This is a genomic window from Pseudomonas putida (assembly GCF_028682455.1).
GTDB classification, from domain to species: domain Bacteria; phylum Pseudomonadota; class Gammaproteobacteria; order Pseudomonadales; family Pseudomonadaceae; genus Aquipseudomonas; species Aquipseudomonas putida_AA.
The window spans coordinates 208,088-223,800 of the sequence record NZ_JANHLD010000001.1; the positions used below are offsets into that span (position 1 = coordinate 208,088).

At 61.7% G+C, this 15,713-nt stretch carries 17 protein-coding genes; 15 read left to right on the forward strand and 2 right to left on the reverse strand.

Annotated features, from left to right (window positions below):
* The first annotated feature begins 9 nt into the window (after positions 1-9).
* Genes NPS58_RS01015 through murB form a run of 7 tightly spaced genes read left to right on the forward strand, consistent with a single transcriptional unit; the run spans position 10 to position 4,548 of the window.
* Positions 10-645: a MotA/TolQ/ExbB proton channel family protein gene (locus tag NPS58_RS01015; protein ID WP_045187134.1), complete on the forward strand. Its 636-nt coding sequence runs from the start codon at positions 10-12 to the stop codon at positions 643-645.
* Positions 642-1,073, forward strand: a complete 432-nt coding sequence (locus tag NPS58_RS01020) for an ExbD/TolR family protein (RefSeq protein ID WP_274112846.1) — start codon at positions 642-644, stop codon at positions 1,071-1,073. The genes NPS58_RS01015 and NPS58_RS01020 overlap by 4 nt, the downstream gene beginning before the upstream one ends.
* Complete coding sequence (gene lpxK, locus NPS58_RS01025; protein ID WP_274112848.1) at positions 1,073-2,083, forward strand: tetraacyldisaccharide 4'-kinase; 1,011 nt, start codon at positions 1,073-1,075, stop codon at positions 2,081-2,083. Before NPS58_RS01020 ends, lpxK begins: the two co-directional genes overlap by 1 nt.
* 38 nt (positions 2,084-2,121) lie before the next feature.
* Positions 2,122-2,307, forward strand: a complete 186-nt coding sequence (locus tag NPS58_RS01030; protein WP_011532874.1) for a Trm112 family protein — start codon at positions 2,122-2,124, stop codon at positions 2,305-2,307.
* On the forward strand, positions 2,304-3,068 hold the full coding sequence (gene kdsB, locus NPS58_RS01035) for a 3-deoxy-manno-octulosonate cytidylyltransferase (protein WP_274112850.1): 765 nt from the start codon (positions 2,304-2,306) through the stop codon (positions 3,066-3,068). Before NPS58_RS01030 ends, kdsB begins: the two co-directional genes overlap by 4 nt.
* The gene (locus NPS58_RS01040; RefSeq protein ID WP_274112852.1) at positions 3,068-3,532 is read left to right on the forward strand and encodes a low molecular weight protein-tyrosine-phosphatase; all 465 of its coding nucleotides are present in this window, start codon (positions 3,068-3,070) and stop codon (positions 3,530-3,532) included. Before kdsB ends, NPS58_RS01040 begins: the two co-directional genes overlap by 1 nt.
* On the forward strand, positions 3,529-4,548 hold the full coding sequence (gene murB / locus NPS58_RS01045) for a UDP-N-acetylmuramate dehydrogenase (RefSeq protein WP_274112854.1): 1,020 nt from the start codon (positions 3,529-3,531) through the stop codon (positions 4,546-4,548). Before NPS58_RS01040 ends, murB begins: the two co-directional genes overlap by 4 nt.
* A gap of 281 nt (positions 4,549-4,829) precedes the next feature.
* Here murB and rne read toward each other — a convergent pair whose 3' ends face one another.
* Positions 4,830-7,964, reverse strand: coding sequence for a ribonuclease E (rne, locus tag NPS58_RS01050; protein ID WP_274112856.1), 3,135 nt, complete (start codon positions 7,962-7,964; stop codon positions 4,830-4,832).
* 746 nt (positions 7,965-8,710) lie between these two features.
* Between rne and rluC the strand changes: the two genes are divergently transcribed.
* Genes rluC through NPS58_RS01065 form a run of 3 tightly spaced genes read left to right on the forward strand, consistent with a single transcriptional unit; the run spans position 8,711 to position 11,324 of the window.
* The gene (gene rluC / locus NPS58_RS01055) at positions 8,711-9,667 is read left to right on the forward strand and encodes a 23S rRNA pseudouridine(955/2504/2580) synthase RluC (protein WP_274112858.1); all 957 of its coding nucleotides are present in this window, start codon (positions 8,711-8,713) and stop codon (positions 9,665-9,667) included.
* Positions 9,657-10,334, forward strand: coding sequence for an HAD-IA family hydrolase (locus tag NPS58_RS01060; protein WP_274112860.1), 678 nt, complete (start codon positions 9,657-9,659; stop codon positions 10,332-10,334). Before rluC ends, NPS58_RS01060 begins: the two co-directional genes overlap by 11 nt.
* 6 nt (positions 10,335-10,340) lie before the next feature.
* On the forward strand, positions 10,341-11,324 hold the full coding sequence (locus NPS58_RS01065) for a S49 family peptidase (protein WP_274112862.1): 984 nt from the start codon (positions 10,341-10,343) through the stop codon (positions 11,322-11,324).
* A gap of 50 nt (positions 11,325-11,374) precedes the next feature.
* Here the strand turns inward: NPS58_RS01065 and NPS58_RS01070 are convergent, their stop codons facing one another.
* Positions 11,375-11,950, reverse strand: coding sequence for a Maf family protein (locus tag NPS58_RS01070; protein WP_274112864.1), 576 nt, complete (start codon positions 11,948-11,950; stop codon positions 11,375-11,377).
* Between the two features lie 95 nt (positions 11,951-12,045).
* Here NPS58_RS01070 and NPS58_RS01075 point away from each other — a divergent pair, with 95 nt between their 5' ends.
* The 5 genes from NPS58_RS01075 (at position 12,046) to fabG (ending at position 15,608) form a co-directional block, all read left to right on the forward strand.
* Entirely contained in the window at positions 12,046-12,573 is a 528-nt protein-coding gene (locus NPS58_RS01075) for a YceD family protein (protein WP_274112866.1), read from the forward strand.
* A gap of 13 nt (positions 12,574-12,586) precedes the next feature.
* Positions 12,587-12,769, forward strand: a complete 183-nt coding sequence (rpmF, locus tag NPS58_RS01080) for a 50S ribosomal protein L32 (RefSeq protein ID WP_010223221.1) — start codon at positions 12,587-12,589, stop codon at positions 12,767-12,769.
* 3 nt (positions 12,770-12,772) lie between these two features.
* The gene (plsX, locus tag NPS58_RS01085; RefSeq protein WP_274112868.1) at positions 12,773-13,783 is read left to right on the forward strand and encodes a phosphate acyltransferase PlsX; all 1,011 of its coding nucleotides are present in this window, start codon (positions 12,773-12,775) and stop codon (positions 13,781-13,783) included.
* A gap of 129 nt (positions 13,784-13,912) precedes the next feature.
* A complete protein-coding gene (fabD, locus tag NPS58_RS01090) occupies positions 13,913-14,851 on the forward strand; it encodes an ACP S-malonyltransferase (RefSeq protein ID WP_274112870.1) in 939 nt (312 codons plus the stop codon).
* A gap of 16 nt (positions 14,852-14,867) precedes the next feature.
* Positions 14,868-15,608: a 3-oxoacyl-ACP reductase FabG gene (fabG, locus tag NPS58_RS01095; RefSeq protein WP_274112872.1), complete on the forward strand. Its 741-nt coding sequence runs from the start codon at positions 14,868-14,870 to the stop codon at positions 15,606-15,608.
* Positions 15,609-15,713 lie beyond the last annotated feature (105 nt).

The window sequence follows — 15,713 nt, forward strand, 5'->3', positions numbered from 1 at the left end:
ATGCTAACTGTGTGGGAATTGGTCAAGTCCGGTGGTTGGATGATGCTGCCGATCATTCTGAGTTCCATCGCTGCCATGGCTATCGTCGCCGAGCGTCTCTGGACCCTGCGCGCCAGTCGGGTCACCCCACCGCACCTGCTCGGCCAGGTGTGGATGTGGATCAAGGACAAGCAACTCACCAGTGACAAGCTCAAGGCCTTGCGCGCCGATTCGCCGCTCGGCGAGATCCTCGCCGCCGGTCTGGCCAACTCGCGTCATGGTCGAGAGATCATGAAAGAGTGCATCGAAGAAGCCGCGGCCCGGGTCATCCATGAGCTGGAGCGCTACATCAATGCCCTGGGCACCATTGCCGCGATGGCGCCACTGCTCGGTTTGCTCGGTACCGTTCTGGGCATGATCGACATTTTCAGCTCGTTCATGGGCTCCGGCATGACCGCCAACGCCTCGGTGCTGGCCGGTGGTATCTCCAAGGCGTTGATCACGACTGCGGCAGGCCTGATGGTCGGTATCCCGGCGGTGTTCTTCCACCGTTTCCTGCAGCGACGCATCGATGAGCTGGTGGTCGGCATGGAGCAGGAAGCCATCAAGCTGGTCGAGGTGGTGCAGGGCGATCGCGATGTCGACCTGGCCGAGGGCAAGGCGTGAAATTCCGGCGCAAGCCACGGGAGACCGTGGACATCAACCTGGCATCACTGATTGATGTGGTGTTCATCCTCCTGCTGTTCTTCGTGGTGACCACCACGTTCACCCGGGAAACCCAACTGCGGGTCGAATTGCCGGAGTCGGTCAGCGGTACCCCGCCATCCGACACCCAAACCAAGCAACTGGACATCACCATCAGCGCCGATGGCGTCTATTCGGTCAACAACAACCTGTTGCCCAAGAGCGATCTGGCCACCCTGATCGAAGCCCTGCAGAGAGAGTCTGCAGGTGATACCAAACTGCCGTTGTCGATCAGCGCCGACGGCAAGACCCCGCACCAGGCGGTGGTGACTGCCATGGATGCGGCCGGCAAGCTCGGTTTCAGCCACTTGCGCATGACCACGGTCGAGGCGGCTTCGGGGACACCTTGATGGCCTTTGCCGATCGCCTGCTCAATGCCTGGTATGCCGGGCACCCGGCCTTGGCGCTGTTGCGCCCGCTGGAGTTGCTGTATCGCCGGGTGGTGTTGCGCAAGCGTGCGCGCTTTCTGGCGGGGGAGGCCGGCAGCTACCGGGCCCCGGTGCCGGTCGTCGTAGTGGGTAACATCACGATTGGCGGCACCGGCAAAACACCGATGATTCTCTGGCTCATCGAACACTGTCGCCAGCAAGGCCTGCGCGTCGGTGTGGTGAGTCGTGGCTATGGCGCCAAGCCCCCTCTATTGCCCTGGCGCGTCAGTGCCGAGCAGAGCGCAGCGCAAGCCGGCGATGAGCCTCTGCTGATCGTGCAACGTAGCGGTGTGCCGCTGATGATCGACCCGGACCGCTCGCGCGCCGTGCAAGCATTGCTGGCCAGTGAAGCGCTGGACCTGATCCTGTGCGACGACGGCCTGCAGCATTATCGCCTGGCGCGTGATCTGGAATTGGTGCTGATCGATGCAGCCCGCGGCCTGGGCAATCGCCGCTGCCTGCCCGCAGGCCCCCTGCGCGAGCCTGTGGAGCGTCTGCGGGACGTCGACGCGGTGCTCTACAACGGCGCCACGAGCGATCGCGACGATGGCTTTGCCTTCGTTCTCAAGCCCACCGCCCTGGTCAATGTCCGCAGTGGTGAGCGCGTGGGGCTTGAACACTTTCCTGCTGGCCAGGCCGTACATGCCGTGGCCGGCATTGGTAACCCGCAACGTTTCTTCAATACCCTGCAAGGGCTAAACTGGCGGCCGGTAGCGCATGCGTTCGCCGATCATGCGGTGTATAGCGCCCAAGCTCTCAGCTTCACACCCGCGCTGCCGCTGATCATGACCGAGAAGGATGCGGTCAAGTGCCGCGGCTTCGCGGCTGACGACTGGTGGTACCTGGCCGTCGACGCCGCGCCTTCGCCGTCCTTCGCGGCCTGGTTCGACGGGCAGCTCGAACGGCTGTTGCAGGCAGCATCACAGCCCTGATTCTTTTCTTTTTCCGGCCGTTGGCCTGAGGAATACCCATGGACACCAAACTGCTCGATATCCTGGCCTGCCCGATTACCAAAGGCCCTCTCAAGCTCAGCGCCGACAAGACCGAGCTGATCAGCAAGGGTGCTGGCCTGGCCTACCCGATTCGCGATGGCATCCCGGTTATGCTGGAGAGCGAAGCCCGTACCCTGACCGATGAAGAGCGTTTGGATAAATGAGCCAGCCGTTTACTGTAGTGATCCCCGCGAGGCTGCGTTCCACCCGCCTGCCGGGTAAGCCATTGTTGCTGATCGCTGGCAAGCCGATGATCCAGCATGTCTGGGAGCAGGCCCGCAAGAGCGGTGCCAGCCGCGTGGTCATTGCCACGGATGACGCCGGCATCTACCAGGCGTGCGAGGCCTTTGGCGCTGAAGTGCTGATGACCCGGGAAAACCATGAGTCGGGTACCGACCGATTGGCCGAGGTCGCTGCCCAGTTGGGCCTGGCGCCCGACGCCATCGTCGTCAACGTCCAGGGTGACGAGCCGTTGATACCGCCGATCATCATCGACCAGGTGGCCGCCAACCTGGCGGCTCATCCTGAAGCCGGCATCGCTACGTTGGCCGAGCCGATCGAAGACGTCACTGCCGTGTTCAACCCTAACGCAGTGAAGGTCGTCAGCGATTGCAACGGCTTGGCCTTGAGCTTCAGCCGGGCGCCGCTGCCCTGGGCGCGCGATGTCTTTGCGAACAGTCGCGATACCCTGCCGGAGAGCGTGCCTTATCGCCGTCACATCGGCATGTACGCCTACCGCGCGGGTTTTCTGCATGACTTCGTCAGCTGGGGTCCTTGCTGGTTGGAGCAAACCGAGTCGCTGGAGCAGTTGCGAGCGCTCTGGCATGGTGTGCGCATCCATGTGGCCGACGCCATCGAGGCCCCTCCCGTGGGCGTTGATACCCCTGAAGACCTGGAGCGCGTACGGCGCTTGCTGGAGGCCTGATGCGGGTCCTGTTTGTGTGCCTGGGCAACATCTGTCGCTCGCCCACGGCTGAAGGCGTATTGCGTCATCAGTTGCAGGCTGAAGGCCTGGGGGCGCTGATTGAAGTAGCGTCGGCCGGTACCGGTGACTGGCATGTCGGCAAACAGCCCGACAGCCGCACCCGGCGTGCTGCTCAGTTGCGTGGTTACGACCTGTCGCAACAGCGGGCGCAGCAGGTTCGCCGCGCGGATTTCAATGACTACGACCTGATCCTGGCCATGGACAAGAGCAACCTTGGCCATCTGCAGGCGATGCAACCTGCCGGGGCGAAGGCCGAGCTTGACCTGTTCCTGCGTCGCTACGAAGGGGCTCTGGATGAAGTACCGGATCCTTACTATGGCGGCGAACAAGGTTTTGAACAGGTCCTGGATTTGATCGAGGCGGCCTGTCACCAACTGGTCATCGAACTCAAGGGACGTCTATGAGCGGGCAGTGGCAGGAGCAGGTATCGCTCAAGCCGTACAACACCTTCGGCATTGATGTGAAGGCACGTTACTTCACTCAGGCCCACAACGACGAAGACGTCCGCCGGGCACTGGCGCAGGCAGCTGCGCAAGGGGTTCCGGTGTTGGTGATCGGTGGTGGCAGCAATCTTTTGCTCACTGCAGATGTGCAGGCGCTGGTGTTACGCATGGCAAGTTCCGGGCTGCGCATAGTGTCTGATGACGGCCAGCGGGTAGTCGTCGAGGCCGAGGCGGGGGAGCCGTGGCATCCTTTTGTAGAGTGGTCCCTGGCCCAGGGCCTGGCAGGCCTCGAGAACCTCAGCTTGATTCCTGGCACCGTGGGTGCGGCGCCAATGCAGAACATTGGTGCCTATGGTGTCGAGATCAAGGATGTCTTCGTCGGGCTGACGGCGCTGGATCGTCAGACCGGCGCGTTGCGCGAGTTCGACCTGGAGGAATGCCAGTTTGCATACCGTGACAGTGTGTTCAAGCGCCATCCCGGTCGCTGGTTGATCTTGCGCGTGCGCTTTGCCCTGAGTCGTGTGCTGCATGCGCACCTGGACTACGGTCCGGTTCGCCAGCGCTTGAGCGAGCAAGGCATCAGCAACCCGACAGCGCAGAACGTGAGTGATGCGATTTGCAGTATCCGCCGGGAAAAACTGCCGGATCCGGTTGAGTTGGGCAATGCAGGGAGCTTCTTCAAGAACCCCGTTGTGGCTGGCGTACTGGCGGACAAGATCCGCGTTCAGCATCCAGGGCTGGTGGCTTACCCACAGGCTGACGGGCAGTTCAAGCTGGCGGCCGGCTGGCTGATCGAACAGGCGGGGTGGAAGGGGCATCGTGAAGGCGATGCCGGCGTGCACCGCTTGCAGTCGCTGGTCCTGGTCAATTACGGCCATGCCACGGGTTTGCAGTTGCATCAGTTGGCACAGAAAATCCAGGCGGACATTCTCGAACGTTTTGGTGTCACGCTTGAGATGGAGCCGAATCTGTACTGACCTGTAGGAGCGGGCTTGGGCCGGGCTTGAGTAAGTTGGGATGGCGGTAGAAGCGATGAAAGCTTTGTGTTGTCTTGTGGTAGGCCCGCTAAGGCAGCACTCTGATCAACCACCGCCAATTTAAAAGACAGCGAGTAATCACGCTGTGTGCGCTTTACACCTTGCTCCATCTGACTCTCCAGAAATTCGGGGTGGGAGGTGTAAACCTTATTCAGGACGGAACACAGCAATAAAAAAAGCCCCGCCAGTTACCTGGCGGGGCTTTTTTTCAGCCTGGAAGATCAGACGAGCGGTTTGTGCTCTTCAGCGGTTTCCCGGGCTTCGGGTTGCTGCTCGGTCGCTGCCTTGGCTTCTGCTGCTGCAGCGGCGGCGGCCTCGGCTTCACGCTTGCGACGACGAACTTCGCGCGGGTCGTTAGGGGCGCGGCCGTTGCTGGTCAAGGCGCTGGCCGGAGCAGGCGCTTCCACCGGAGTTTCAGCCACTACAGCTGTCGCTTCGGCAGGTGCCTCGTTTGCTGCAACCGGCGCTTCAACTGGTGCTTCAGCGGTGGCCGGGGCAGGTTCGACGACAGCTTCAGCAGCCACTTCCGGTTCCGCCTGCACCGGCGCCTGGAACTCAGGCTCGGCAGCGACAACTGGCTCGGCAACTTCAACTGCCGCGACAACCACCTCTTCAACCACGGGTGCGATGCTGACTTCAGCAGCTTCTACCGGTGCCTGGAAGGGTTGCTCGACAACCGGGGCAGCAGCGACTTCGGCAATTTCAACGGCTTCAACGGCTTCGGTCACTTCAGTCACTGGCTGAGCTGCTTCGACAACCGCAGGCTCGACGGCAGCTTCAGCAGCAGGTGCCTGCTCTTCGACGGCGGCGGTTGCGCGTTCTGCTTGCTGGTTGGCCTGGGCCTCGGCATCGGCGCTGATGTTGCTGGTAGCAACAGCAGCGGTCACGGCCAGGCCGGCAGCCAGATCAGCACCCAGATCAGCACCCAGCGCGCTTGGCTGTGGCTGTTCTTCGTTGCCTTCCTCGGCGCCTTCTACCAGGTTGCCGTTGGCATCACGCTGACGCTCGCGGCGGTTGCTGCGGCGACGCTGGCCACGGGAGCGACGACGCGGACGATCGCCTTCGGTGCCTTCCTGGTTGTCGTCCTGCAGCAGTTCTTCGTTCGGCAGTTGCTCTTCAGCGGCTTCGGCAGCTTGTTCAGCGGCACGTGGCTGGCGCTCTTCACGTGGTGGGCGTGGTTGACGCTCTTCACGCGGCGCACGTTCTTCGCGAGGAGCGCGCTCTTCACGTGGGGCACGTTCTTCGCGTGGTGCACGCTCTTCACGAGGCTGGCGTTCTTCGCGTGGGGCACGCTCAGGGCGCTCTTCACGTACGGCCGGAGTACCGGCATCCAGTGGCTCGCGCAGTTCACGAACCGGACGCTCTTCGCGGGAGCGACGCTCTTCGCGAGGGGCGCGAGGCTGACGCTCTTCGCGTGGCTGGCGTGGGGCGCGTTCTTCGCGGGCCTGGGTTTCTTCGCGGGCTTCACGGGCTTCGCGAGGCTGGCGCTCTTCACGCGGTGCGCGCTCTTCGCGAGGCTTGCGATCTTCTTCGCGACGGCCGTTGCGATTGCGGCTCTGCTGGCGACCGTTGCGACGTTCTTCGTTACGCTGTGGGCGCTCGGTCGCTGGCTTTTCGGCAACGACTGGTGCGGCGGCAGGCTCTTCCTTGCCGGCAAACAGGCTGACCAGCGACTTCACCAGGCCTTTGAACAGGCTTGGCTCAGGCGCGACGTGGACCGGGGCTGCCGGTTGTTCCACGGCGGTCGGAACTGGTGCGTTGGCGCGGGCCGGTGCGGTCTTGACCGCGGCTTCCTGGCGAACCAGCGTGCGAGTGGCTGCAGTCGGCTGGACTTCCTCGGTCTCGGCAGCGGCGATTTCGTAGCTGGACTGGCCGCTCAGGGCTTCCGGGCTGTCGTCGCGCAGGCGCTGGACTTCGAAGTGCGGGGTTTCCAGGTGGTCGTTCGGCAGGATGACGATGCGGGCCCGGGTACGCAGTTCGATCTTGGTAATCGAGTTGCGCTTTTCGTTGAGCAGGAAAGCTGCGACCGGAATCGGCACTTGGGCGCGAACTTCGGCGGTGCGGTCTTTCAGGGCTTCTTCTTCGATCAGGCGCAGGATGGCCAGCGACAGGGATTCGACGTCACGGATGATGCCGGTGCCGCTGCAGCGTGGGCAGACAATGCCGCTGCTTTCGCCCAGGGAGGGACGCAGGCGCTGACGGGACATTTCCAGCAGGCCGAAACGCGAAATGCGGCCGACCTGTACGCGGGCGCGGTCGGCTTCGAGGCACTCGCGGACCTTTTCTTCGACGGCACGCTGGTTCTTGGCCGGGGTCATGTCGATGAAGTCGATGACGATCAGGCCGCCGATGTCACGCAGGCGCAGCTGGCGAGCAATTTCTTCGGCCGCTTCCAGGTTGGTCTGCAGGGCAGTTTCTTCGATGTCGCTGCCTTTGGTGGCGCGCGCCGAGTTGATGTCGATGGACACCAGGGCTTCGGTCGGGTCGATCACGATCGAGCCGCCGGACGGCAGGTCGACGACACGCTGGAAGGCGGTTTCGATCTGGCTTTCGATCTGGAAGCGATTGAACAGCGGGACGCTGTCTTCGTACAGCTTGATCTTGCTGGCGTACTGCGGCATTACCTGGCGGATGAAGGTCAGGGCTTCTTCCTGGGCATCGATGCTGTCGATCAGCACTTCGCCGATGTCCTGGCGCAGGTAGTCGCGGATGGCGCGGATGATGACGTTGCTTTCCTGGTAGATCAGGAAAGGGGCGGAGCGGTCCAGGGAAGCTTCCTTGATCGCGGTCCAGAGCTGCAGCAGGTAATCCAGGTCCCACTGCATTTCTTCGCTGCTGCGGCCCAGGCCGGCAGTGCGTACGATCAGGCCCATGTCGGCAGGCGCGACCAGGCCGTTCAGCGCTTCGCGCAGCTCATTGCGCTCTTCGCCTTCGATGCGACGGGAGATACCGCCGGCACGCGGGTTGTTTGGCATCAGGACCAGGTAACGACCGGCCAGGCTGATGAAGGTGGTCAGGGCGGCGCCCTTGTTGCCACGCTCTTCTTTCTCGACCTGGACGATGACTTCCTGGCCTTCGCTGAGTACTTCCTTGATGTTCACCCGACCTTCCGGGGACTTCTTGAAGTATTCGCGGGAGATTTCCTTGAGGGGGAGGAAGCCATGGCGTTCGGAGCCGAAGTCGACGAATGCGGCTTCCAGGCTAGGTTCGATCCGGGTGATCCGGCCTTTGTAGATGTTGGCCTTCTTCTGCTCGCGCGCACCGGACTCGATGTCCAGGTCGTAGAGACGTTGGCCGTCCACCAGAGCTACACGCAACTCTTCGGGTTGAGTTGCGTTAATCAGCATTCTTTTCATGTAATACCGTCGGTTTCCGGGCTGCCGGAAACGGCGTTCGGCACACACGACTTCTCACGGTCGGTGTCAGGTGCGCAAGGGGTGGCGGGCCACCCCCGTGTCCAGCGACATTCGAGCCAGTCTGGTAACCCAGTGCTGCCGAAGTCGCGACGACGCGTCCTGCTTGCTGTGGTGTCAAATGCACTCAGTCAGGAGGAGGAATCAGCCTTCGGCCGTGGACGCCCCAGGGGCATCTTGATCAAGACCGGGTCCGGTCGCCTGGCCTAAAGGCCGCTGGACTGGACGCAGTACTACACGGTCCGACGGTTGTGCATCTCCACCCTACACGTATCCCTGATAATTCGGGTGCTGCCGCGCGCTGAATCCGCAACGGGTTGCATTTATCGCCAGCTCCGATTGGGGAGCCCGCGCCTTTTATGTCCAAGGCTGGTATTTCCGAAGCCTTCGCCATGACTGCGTGAAATTGACGGCACTGACAGAGTGGCATCGAAAAAAACGTGGGGGAGGGCGAAACACCGCTCTTGTAGTTTTTTATCGGTCTTCTCTGCACGGCGCTGGTGGCGATTCCAGGCATTTCTGTAAACTGGCAAAAGCCCCGTCGGACGGCCTCGCGTCCTCGAGATTTGCGTCGGTCAGGGCCGGCTAGAAGCCGTGAGTCCGCTGGCCTGCCGCTTTTGGCGGCGTTCGCGACTATAGCAGCAATCATTAAGTGCTTCAAATCCATAAAAAATTGTTATGATTGGCAAATGACGACTAATGCCCCTCCGACCTCCGGCGTCCAGCTGATTGAGGTCGCGCCGGAACTTGCCGGCCAACGAATCGATAATTTCCTCATCACTGCGCTCAAGGGTGTTCCCAAGACCTTGATTTACCGCATCTTGCGTAAAGGCGAAGTGCGCGTGAACAAAGGGCGGATCAAGCCTGAGTACAAGCTGCAGGCCGGCGATATTGTCCGCGTGCCACCCGTTCGTCTGCCTGAGCGCGACGAACCTGTGCCTGTGGCCCAAGGCTTGCTTCAGCGTCTTGAGGCCGCCATCGTCTATGAAGACAAGGCCTTGATCGTCCTGAACAAACCAGCCGGTATTGCCGTTCATGGTGGTAGCGGTCTGAATTTCGGCGTGATCGAAGCCTTTCGTCAGTTGCGTCCCGATGCCAAGGAGCTGGAGCTGGTCCACCGCCTGGACCGCGACACCTCCGGTTTGTTGATGATTGCCAAGAAGCGCAGCATGTTGCGTCATCTGCATGCCGCTTTGCGCGGCGATGGTGTCGACAAGCGTTACATGGCGCTGGTGCGCGGCCATTGGGCGACTGCCAAGAAGCAGGTCAATGCCCCGTTGCTCAAGAGCAACCTGCGCTCCGGTGAGCGCATGGTCGAGGTCAACGATGAGGGCAAGGAGGCGCTGACAATGTTCCGCGTCCTGCGCCGCTTTGGTGAGTTCGCGACCATGGTCGAGGCACGTCCGATCACCGGGCGTACCCATCAGATCCGTGTGCATGCCCTGCATGCCGGGCATTGTATTGCCGGTGACAGCAAGTATGGGGATGAGGATTTCACCCGCGAGATTCGTGACCTGGGTGGCAAGCGTCTGTTCCTTCATGCCTATGCCCTGACCGTGCCGCTGCCCGATGGCGGCGAGCTCAAGCTCGAGGCGCCGGTCGACGACATGTGGGCCAAGACGGTGGAGCGCTTGAGTGCGTCGTGATTACGATCTGCTGATTTTCGATTGGGACGGCACCCTGGCTGATTCCATAGGGCGTATCGTCGAGGCCATGCACCTGGCTGCGGATCGGGCGGGGGAGTCGACCTGCGATGATGCGGCGGTCAAGGGCATTATTGGCCTGGCGCTACCCGAAGCCATTTCGACGTTGTACCCGCACTTGGGGGTCGAGCAGGTGGCGGCGTTCCGCCAGCACTATGCCGATGTCTACATGGCGCTGGATGTGCAGCCCTCGCCATTGTTCGAGGGTGTGGTCGAGTCGCTTGAGGCGTTCCGTGCCGAGGGTTATCGTCTGGCAGTGGCTACCGGCAAGGCGCGTCGTGGCCTGGATCGAGTGCTGCACGCCAATGGCTGGCAGGATTACTTCGATATCACCCGCGCTGCCGACGAAAGCCGTGGCAAGCCGCATCCGCAGATGCTTGAAGAGATTCTCGCCCATTGCCAGGTCGAGCCATCGCGTGCATTGATGGTCGGTGACTCGTCATTCGACCTGCTGATGGCCAGCAATGCCGGCATGCATTCGGCGGCAGTCGGTTATGGGGCGATGTCGCTCGAGGCGCTAGGCGCCTTCAGGCCTCAGGTCTGTCTTGAGCATTTTTCACATTTGCAGGCCTGGTTGAGCCGGTCGCCTGCTGAAGTACTTCCAGGGTAGGTGAGCATGGCTGACGAGTGGAAGGCGCCAAGCGCCGAAGGCAACGAAGAGCAAAAGAGCTGGAAGTTGTTGGAGAAAACCCTCCTGGCGGGCGTGCAGGAGCAGCGTCGAGCCCGGCGCTGGGGGATTTTCTTCAAGTTGCTGACCTTTGTGTACCTGTTCGGCATCCTTGCCCTGTTTTCGCCGTTGATGAATATGGATAAGGCCGCATCGCGCAGTGTCACGCATACCGCACTGGTCGAAGTGCGCGGGATGATTGCCGACCAGGAGCCGGCCAGCGCCGACAATATCGTCGGGGGCCTTCGCGAGGCCTTCAAGGACTCGAAAACCAAGGCGGTGATCCTGCGGATCAATAGTCCGGGTGGCAGTCCTGTACAGTCGGGCTACATCTACGATGAAATTCGCCGGCTGCGCGCGGAGTATCCGGCGATCAAGCTGTATGCGGTGATCAGCGACCTGGGTGCCTCCGGTGCCTACTACATTGCCAGTGCCGCCGATGAAATCTATGCCGACAAGGCCAGCCTGGTTGGGTCTATCGGTGTCACGGCGGCAGGGTATGGGTTCGTCGGCACGATGGAGAAGCTTGGTGTCGAGCGTCGCACCTATACCGCTGGCGAGCACAAGGCCTTCCTCGATCCGTTCCAGCCGCAAAAGCCTGAAGAGACGGCGTTCTGGCAAGGTGTGCTGGAAACCACCCACAAGCAGTTCATCGCAAGTGTCAAGCAGGGTCGTGGCGAGCGCCTGAAGGACAAGGAGCACCCTGAGCTGTTCAGTGGGCTGATCTGGTCTGGCGAGCAGGCGCTGGCCCTTGGTCTGGTGGATGGCCTGGGTAGTGCCGGCTACGTGGCGCGTGAGGTGGTCGGCGAGAAAGAACTGGTGGACTTCACCATCGAAGAGTCGCCGTTTGATCGCTTCTCCAAGCGCCTGGGTACCAGTATTGCGGAGCGTCTGGCGATGTGGATGGGCTTTCAGGGGCCTTCGTTGCGCTAGTAGTCCCGAGGTATAAAAAGCCGGCTCGTTGAGGCCGGCTTTTTCGTGCGCTACAGGTTGATGCCTTCGTGCTGGAGCATGTCTACCAGGCTGATCAGTGGCAGGCCGATCAGGCTGGTGGCGTCGACGCCGTGGGTGCTCTGGAACAGGCTCACACCCAGGCCTTCGGCCTTGAAACTGCCGGCGCAGTCGTAAGGTTGCTCCAGGCGCAGGTAGCGCTCGATGCGCGGCAGGTCCAGTTCCCGCATGTTGACCGTGAACGGCACGCAATCGACCTGGCAGTGGCCGGTCTGGGTGTTGAGCAGCGCAAGGCCGGTGAGGAAGGTGACATGATTGCCGCTTGCGGCGAGCAGTTGCTCGCAGGCGCGCTCGAAGGAGTGCGGCTTGCCGAGGATCTGTTCGCCAAGTACGGCGACCTGGTCGGAGCCGATGATCAGGTGCGCGGGGTGGCTTGCCGCAAGTGCCTGGGCTTTTTCACGGGCCAGGCGCTTTACCAGGTCCAGGGCTGGCTCTTCGGGGTGTCGTTGTTCGTCTATGTCGGGGCTTGCCCAGCTGAACGGCAGGTGCAGGCGGGCGAGTAATTCGCGGCGATACGGTGAGCTGGAAGCCAGTAACAAAGGCAGCATGATGAACTCCTGGGCAGGTGAAACGATTCTAACATGCTGAACGGAGCCGAATTTCCTTTGACAGGGGCGGGGGTCGTCCCTAGAATGCTGCGCCTATGTTGAATGACCCGATTCCACCTCACGTTGACCCGCGCAAATTGGCCGATCGTGGTGTTTCTATTGAAGGAACGCTGCAGCTCGCCGATTTGGAGAGACTCTGCGACCCGCTTTCCGATAATGTCGGTACGGTGCAGGCTAAATTCGATTTTGAGCGAGACGAGCAGAAGGCCGTGGTTGTCCACACCGCACTCGACGTCGAGGTCAAAATGGTTTGCCAGCGTTGTCTTGAGCTGGTCACCCTGCCGATCCACAGCGAGTGTACCTACGCCGTGGTGAAGGAGGGTGCGAATACCCAGTCGTTACCGAAAGGTTATGACGTGCTGGAACTGGGCGAAGATCCTTTGGATCTGCAGGCCTTGGTCGAGGAAGAGCTTCTGCTCGCCTTGCCCATCGTGCCTGCTCATCATCCGGAAGAATGCCAGCAGCCGGCGGGCGCCGATGAGCCCGAACCGAGCAAGGACGAGGTAACACGGTCCAACCCGTTCAGTGTATTGGCGCAGTTAAAGCGTGACCCAAACGTTTAGGAGTTAATCAATTATGGCTGTTCAGCAGAACAAAAAATCCCGCTCTGCCCGTGACATGCGCCGTTCGCACGACGCCCTCTCGGAAAACGCTCTGTCCGTAGAGAAAACCACTGGTGAAGTGCACCTGCGTCACCACGTATCGCCAGAAGGCGTATACCGTGGTCGTAAAGTGATCGACAAGGGCGCTGACGAGTAATCCTTGTCCGCTCAGATCATCGCGATTGACGCAATGGGCGGGGACTTCGGTCCCCGCAGCATTGTTCAGGCGAGTATTGCTTGCCTGTCGGCTACACCCTCGCTGCACCTGACCCTCGTCGGTCAACCCTCCCTCCTTGAAGATTTGATCGCTGGCCAGTCGGCAGCAGATCGCGCTCGCCTGCAGATTGTCGCTGCCAGCGAAGTGATCGGCATGGACGAGCGGCCCTCCCAGGCGTTGCGTGGCAAACCCGATTCGTCTATGCGCGTAGCCCTGGAGTTATTGCGCGATGGCAAGGTCCAGGCCTGTGTGAGTGCTGGCAATACAGGCGCACTCATGGCGCTGTCGCGCTATGTGCTCAAGACGCTGCCGGGCATCGATCGGCCCGCCATGGTCGCGGCTATTCCCACCCAGACCGGCTACTGCCAGCTGCTTGACCTGGGCGCAAATGTCGATTGCAGTGCCGAAAACCTGTTCCAGTTCGCCGTCATGGGCTCCGTCGCCGCCCAGGCGCTGGGTATCTCCCGGCCTCGGGTAGCGCTGCTCAATGTCGGCACCGAAGACATCAAGGGTAACCAGCAGGTCAAGCTCGCGGCCAGCCTGCTGCAGAACGCTCGCGGCCTCAACTACATTGGCTTCGTCGAAGGCGACGGCTTGTACCGTGGCGAGGCGGATGTGGTGGTGTGCGACGGTTTCGTTGGCAACATCCTGCTCAAGTCCAGCGAAGGCCTGGCGACCATGATCGGCTCGCGCATTGAGGCCCTGTTCAAGGGTGGCTTCGGCGCGCGCCTGGCGGGAGCGGTGGCCATGCCGCTGCTCAAGCGCCTGCAGGCCGATCTCGCGCCGGCACGCCATAACGGTGCAAGCTTTCTCGGCCTCCAGGGTATCGTCATCAAGAGCCATGGTTCTGCTGGCGTGCAGGGCTTCCAGAGCGCCATCCAGCGTGCCCTGATCGAAATTCAGGAGAACCTGCCCCAGCGTTTGCACGGGCGGCTGGAAGACCTGTTGCTTTAGGCATATCCGTCAGGAAGTGGTTAAATGTGACCGCTTGGTCTGCGTTAACATCCAAGTCTTCAGTTTCTTGTGCTCAGTCGCGTGCTGGGCGCTTCATTTCCGACGACAAGATCATTAGGGGCTTGTTCAATGTCTGCATCCCTCGCATTCGTCTTTCCCGGTCAAGGTTCGCAGTCCCTCGGCATGCTCGCCGAGCTGGGCGCTCAGTATCCGTTGGTTATTGATACCTTCCGCGAGGCCTCCGAGGCTCTGGGCTATGACCTCTGGGCGCTGATCCAGAACGGCCCGGAAGAGCAACTCAATCAAACCGACAAAACCCAGCCGGCCATCCTTACTGCCTCCATCGCCCTGTGGCGCCTGTGGCTGGCGGAAGGGGGCGCACGCCCTGCATTCGTCTCCGGCCATAGCCTGGGCGAATACAGCGCGCTGGTCGCCGCCGGCAGCCTGAGCCTGGCCGACGCGGTCAAGTTGGTGGAGCGTCGTGGCCAGCTCATGCAGGAAGCCGTTCCGGCCGGGCAGGGCGCCATGGCAGCCATCCTGGGCCTGGACGACGCCGACGTGGTGGCCGTGTGTGCCGACGCCGCCCAGGGTGAGGTGGTCAGCGCAGTGAACTTCAATTCGCCTGGCCAGGTGGTAATCGCCGGCGCCAAGGCAGCTGTCGAGCGTGCCATGGAGGCCTGCAAGGCCAAGGGCGCCAAGCGCGCGCTGCCGTTGCCGGTGAGCGTGCCGTCGCACTGCGAGCTGATGCGTCCTGCTGCCGAGCGCTTTGCCGAGTCGGTCAATGCCATCGACTGGAAGGCTCCGCAGATTCCACTGGTCCAGAATGTCAGCGCTGCCGTGGCGGCCGACCTGGATACCCTCAAGCGCGACTTGCTCGAGCAGCTGTTCAAGCCGGTTCGTTGGGTCGAGTGCGTACAGACCCTGGCCGCCAATGGTGCGGTGCAGCTGGTCGAGTGCGGCCCGGGCAAGGTCCTGGCCGGCCTGAACAAGCGCTGTGCCGACGGCGTGAACACCTTTAACCTCAATACCCCGGATGCTTTCGCCGCCACCCGTGCGGCGCTGGCCTGAATTAGGAGAAGCTTGCATGAGCCTGCAAGGTAAAGTTGCACTGGTAACCGGCGCCAGCCGCGGTATTGGCCAGGCCATCGCCCTGGAGCTGGGCCGTCTGGGCGCGACCGTGATCGGTACCGCGACCTCCGCTTCGGGTGCCGAGCGCATTGCCGCCACCCTCAAGGAACACGGCATCACCGGTACCGGCATGGAGCTGAACGTGACCAGCGACGAGTCCGTCACCGCCACGCTCGCCGCGATCCAGGAGCAGTTCGGTGCACCGACCATTCTGGTCAACAACGCCGGCATTACTCGCGACAACCTCATGCTGCGCATGAAGGACGATGAGTGGTTCGACGTCATCGACACCAACCTGAACAGCCTCTACCGTCTGTCCAAGGGCGTGTTGCGCGGCATGACCAAGGCTCGCTGGGGTCGTATCATCAGCATCGGTTCGGTGGTAGGTGCGATGGGTAACGTCGGCCAGGTCAACTACGCTGCCGCCAAGGCCGGTCTGGAAGGTTTCAGCCGTGCCCTGGCCCGTGAAGTCGGCTCCCGTGCCATCACCGTCAACTCGGTGACCCCGGGCTTTATCGACACCGACATGACCCGCGAACTGCCGGAAGCACAGCGTGAAGCGCTGCAGACCCAGATCCCGCTGGGGCGTCTGGGCCAGGCTCAGGAAATCGCCAATGTGGTGGCTTTCCTGGCGTCCGAAGGTGCAGGTTATGTGACTGGCGCTACGATTCCGGTCAACGGCGGCATGTATATGTAAATTCAATGTGACGGATTGCTTCAAAAAAATGTCATACGAGCTGTCTAAAATCCGTTATAAAGCTGCAACCAGATTCTAGTCGGTTGGCAGGTGTGGTCTGGCGAG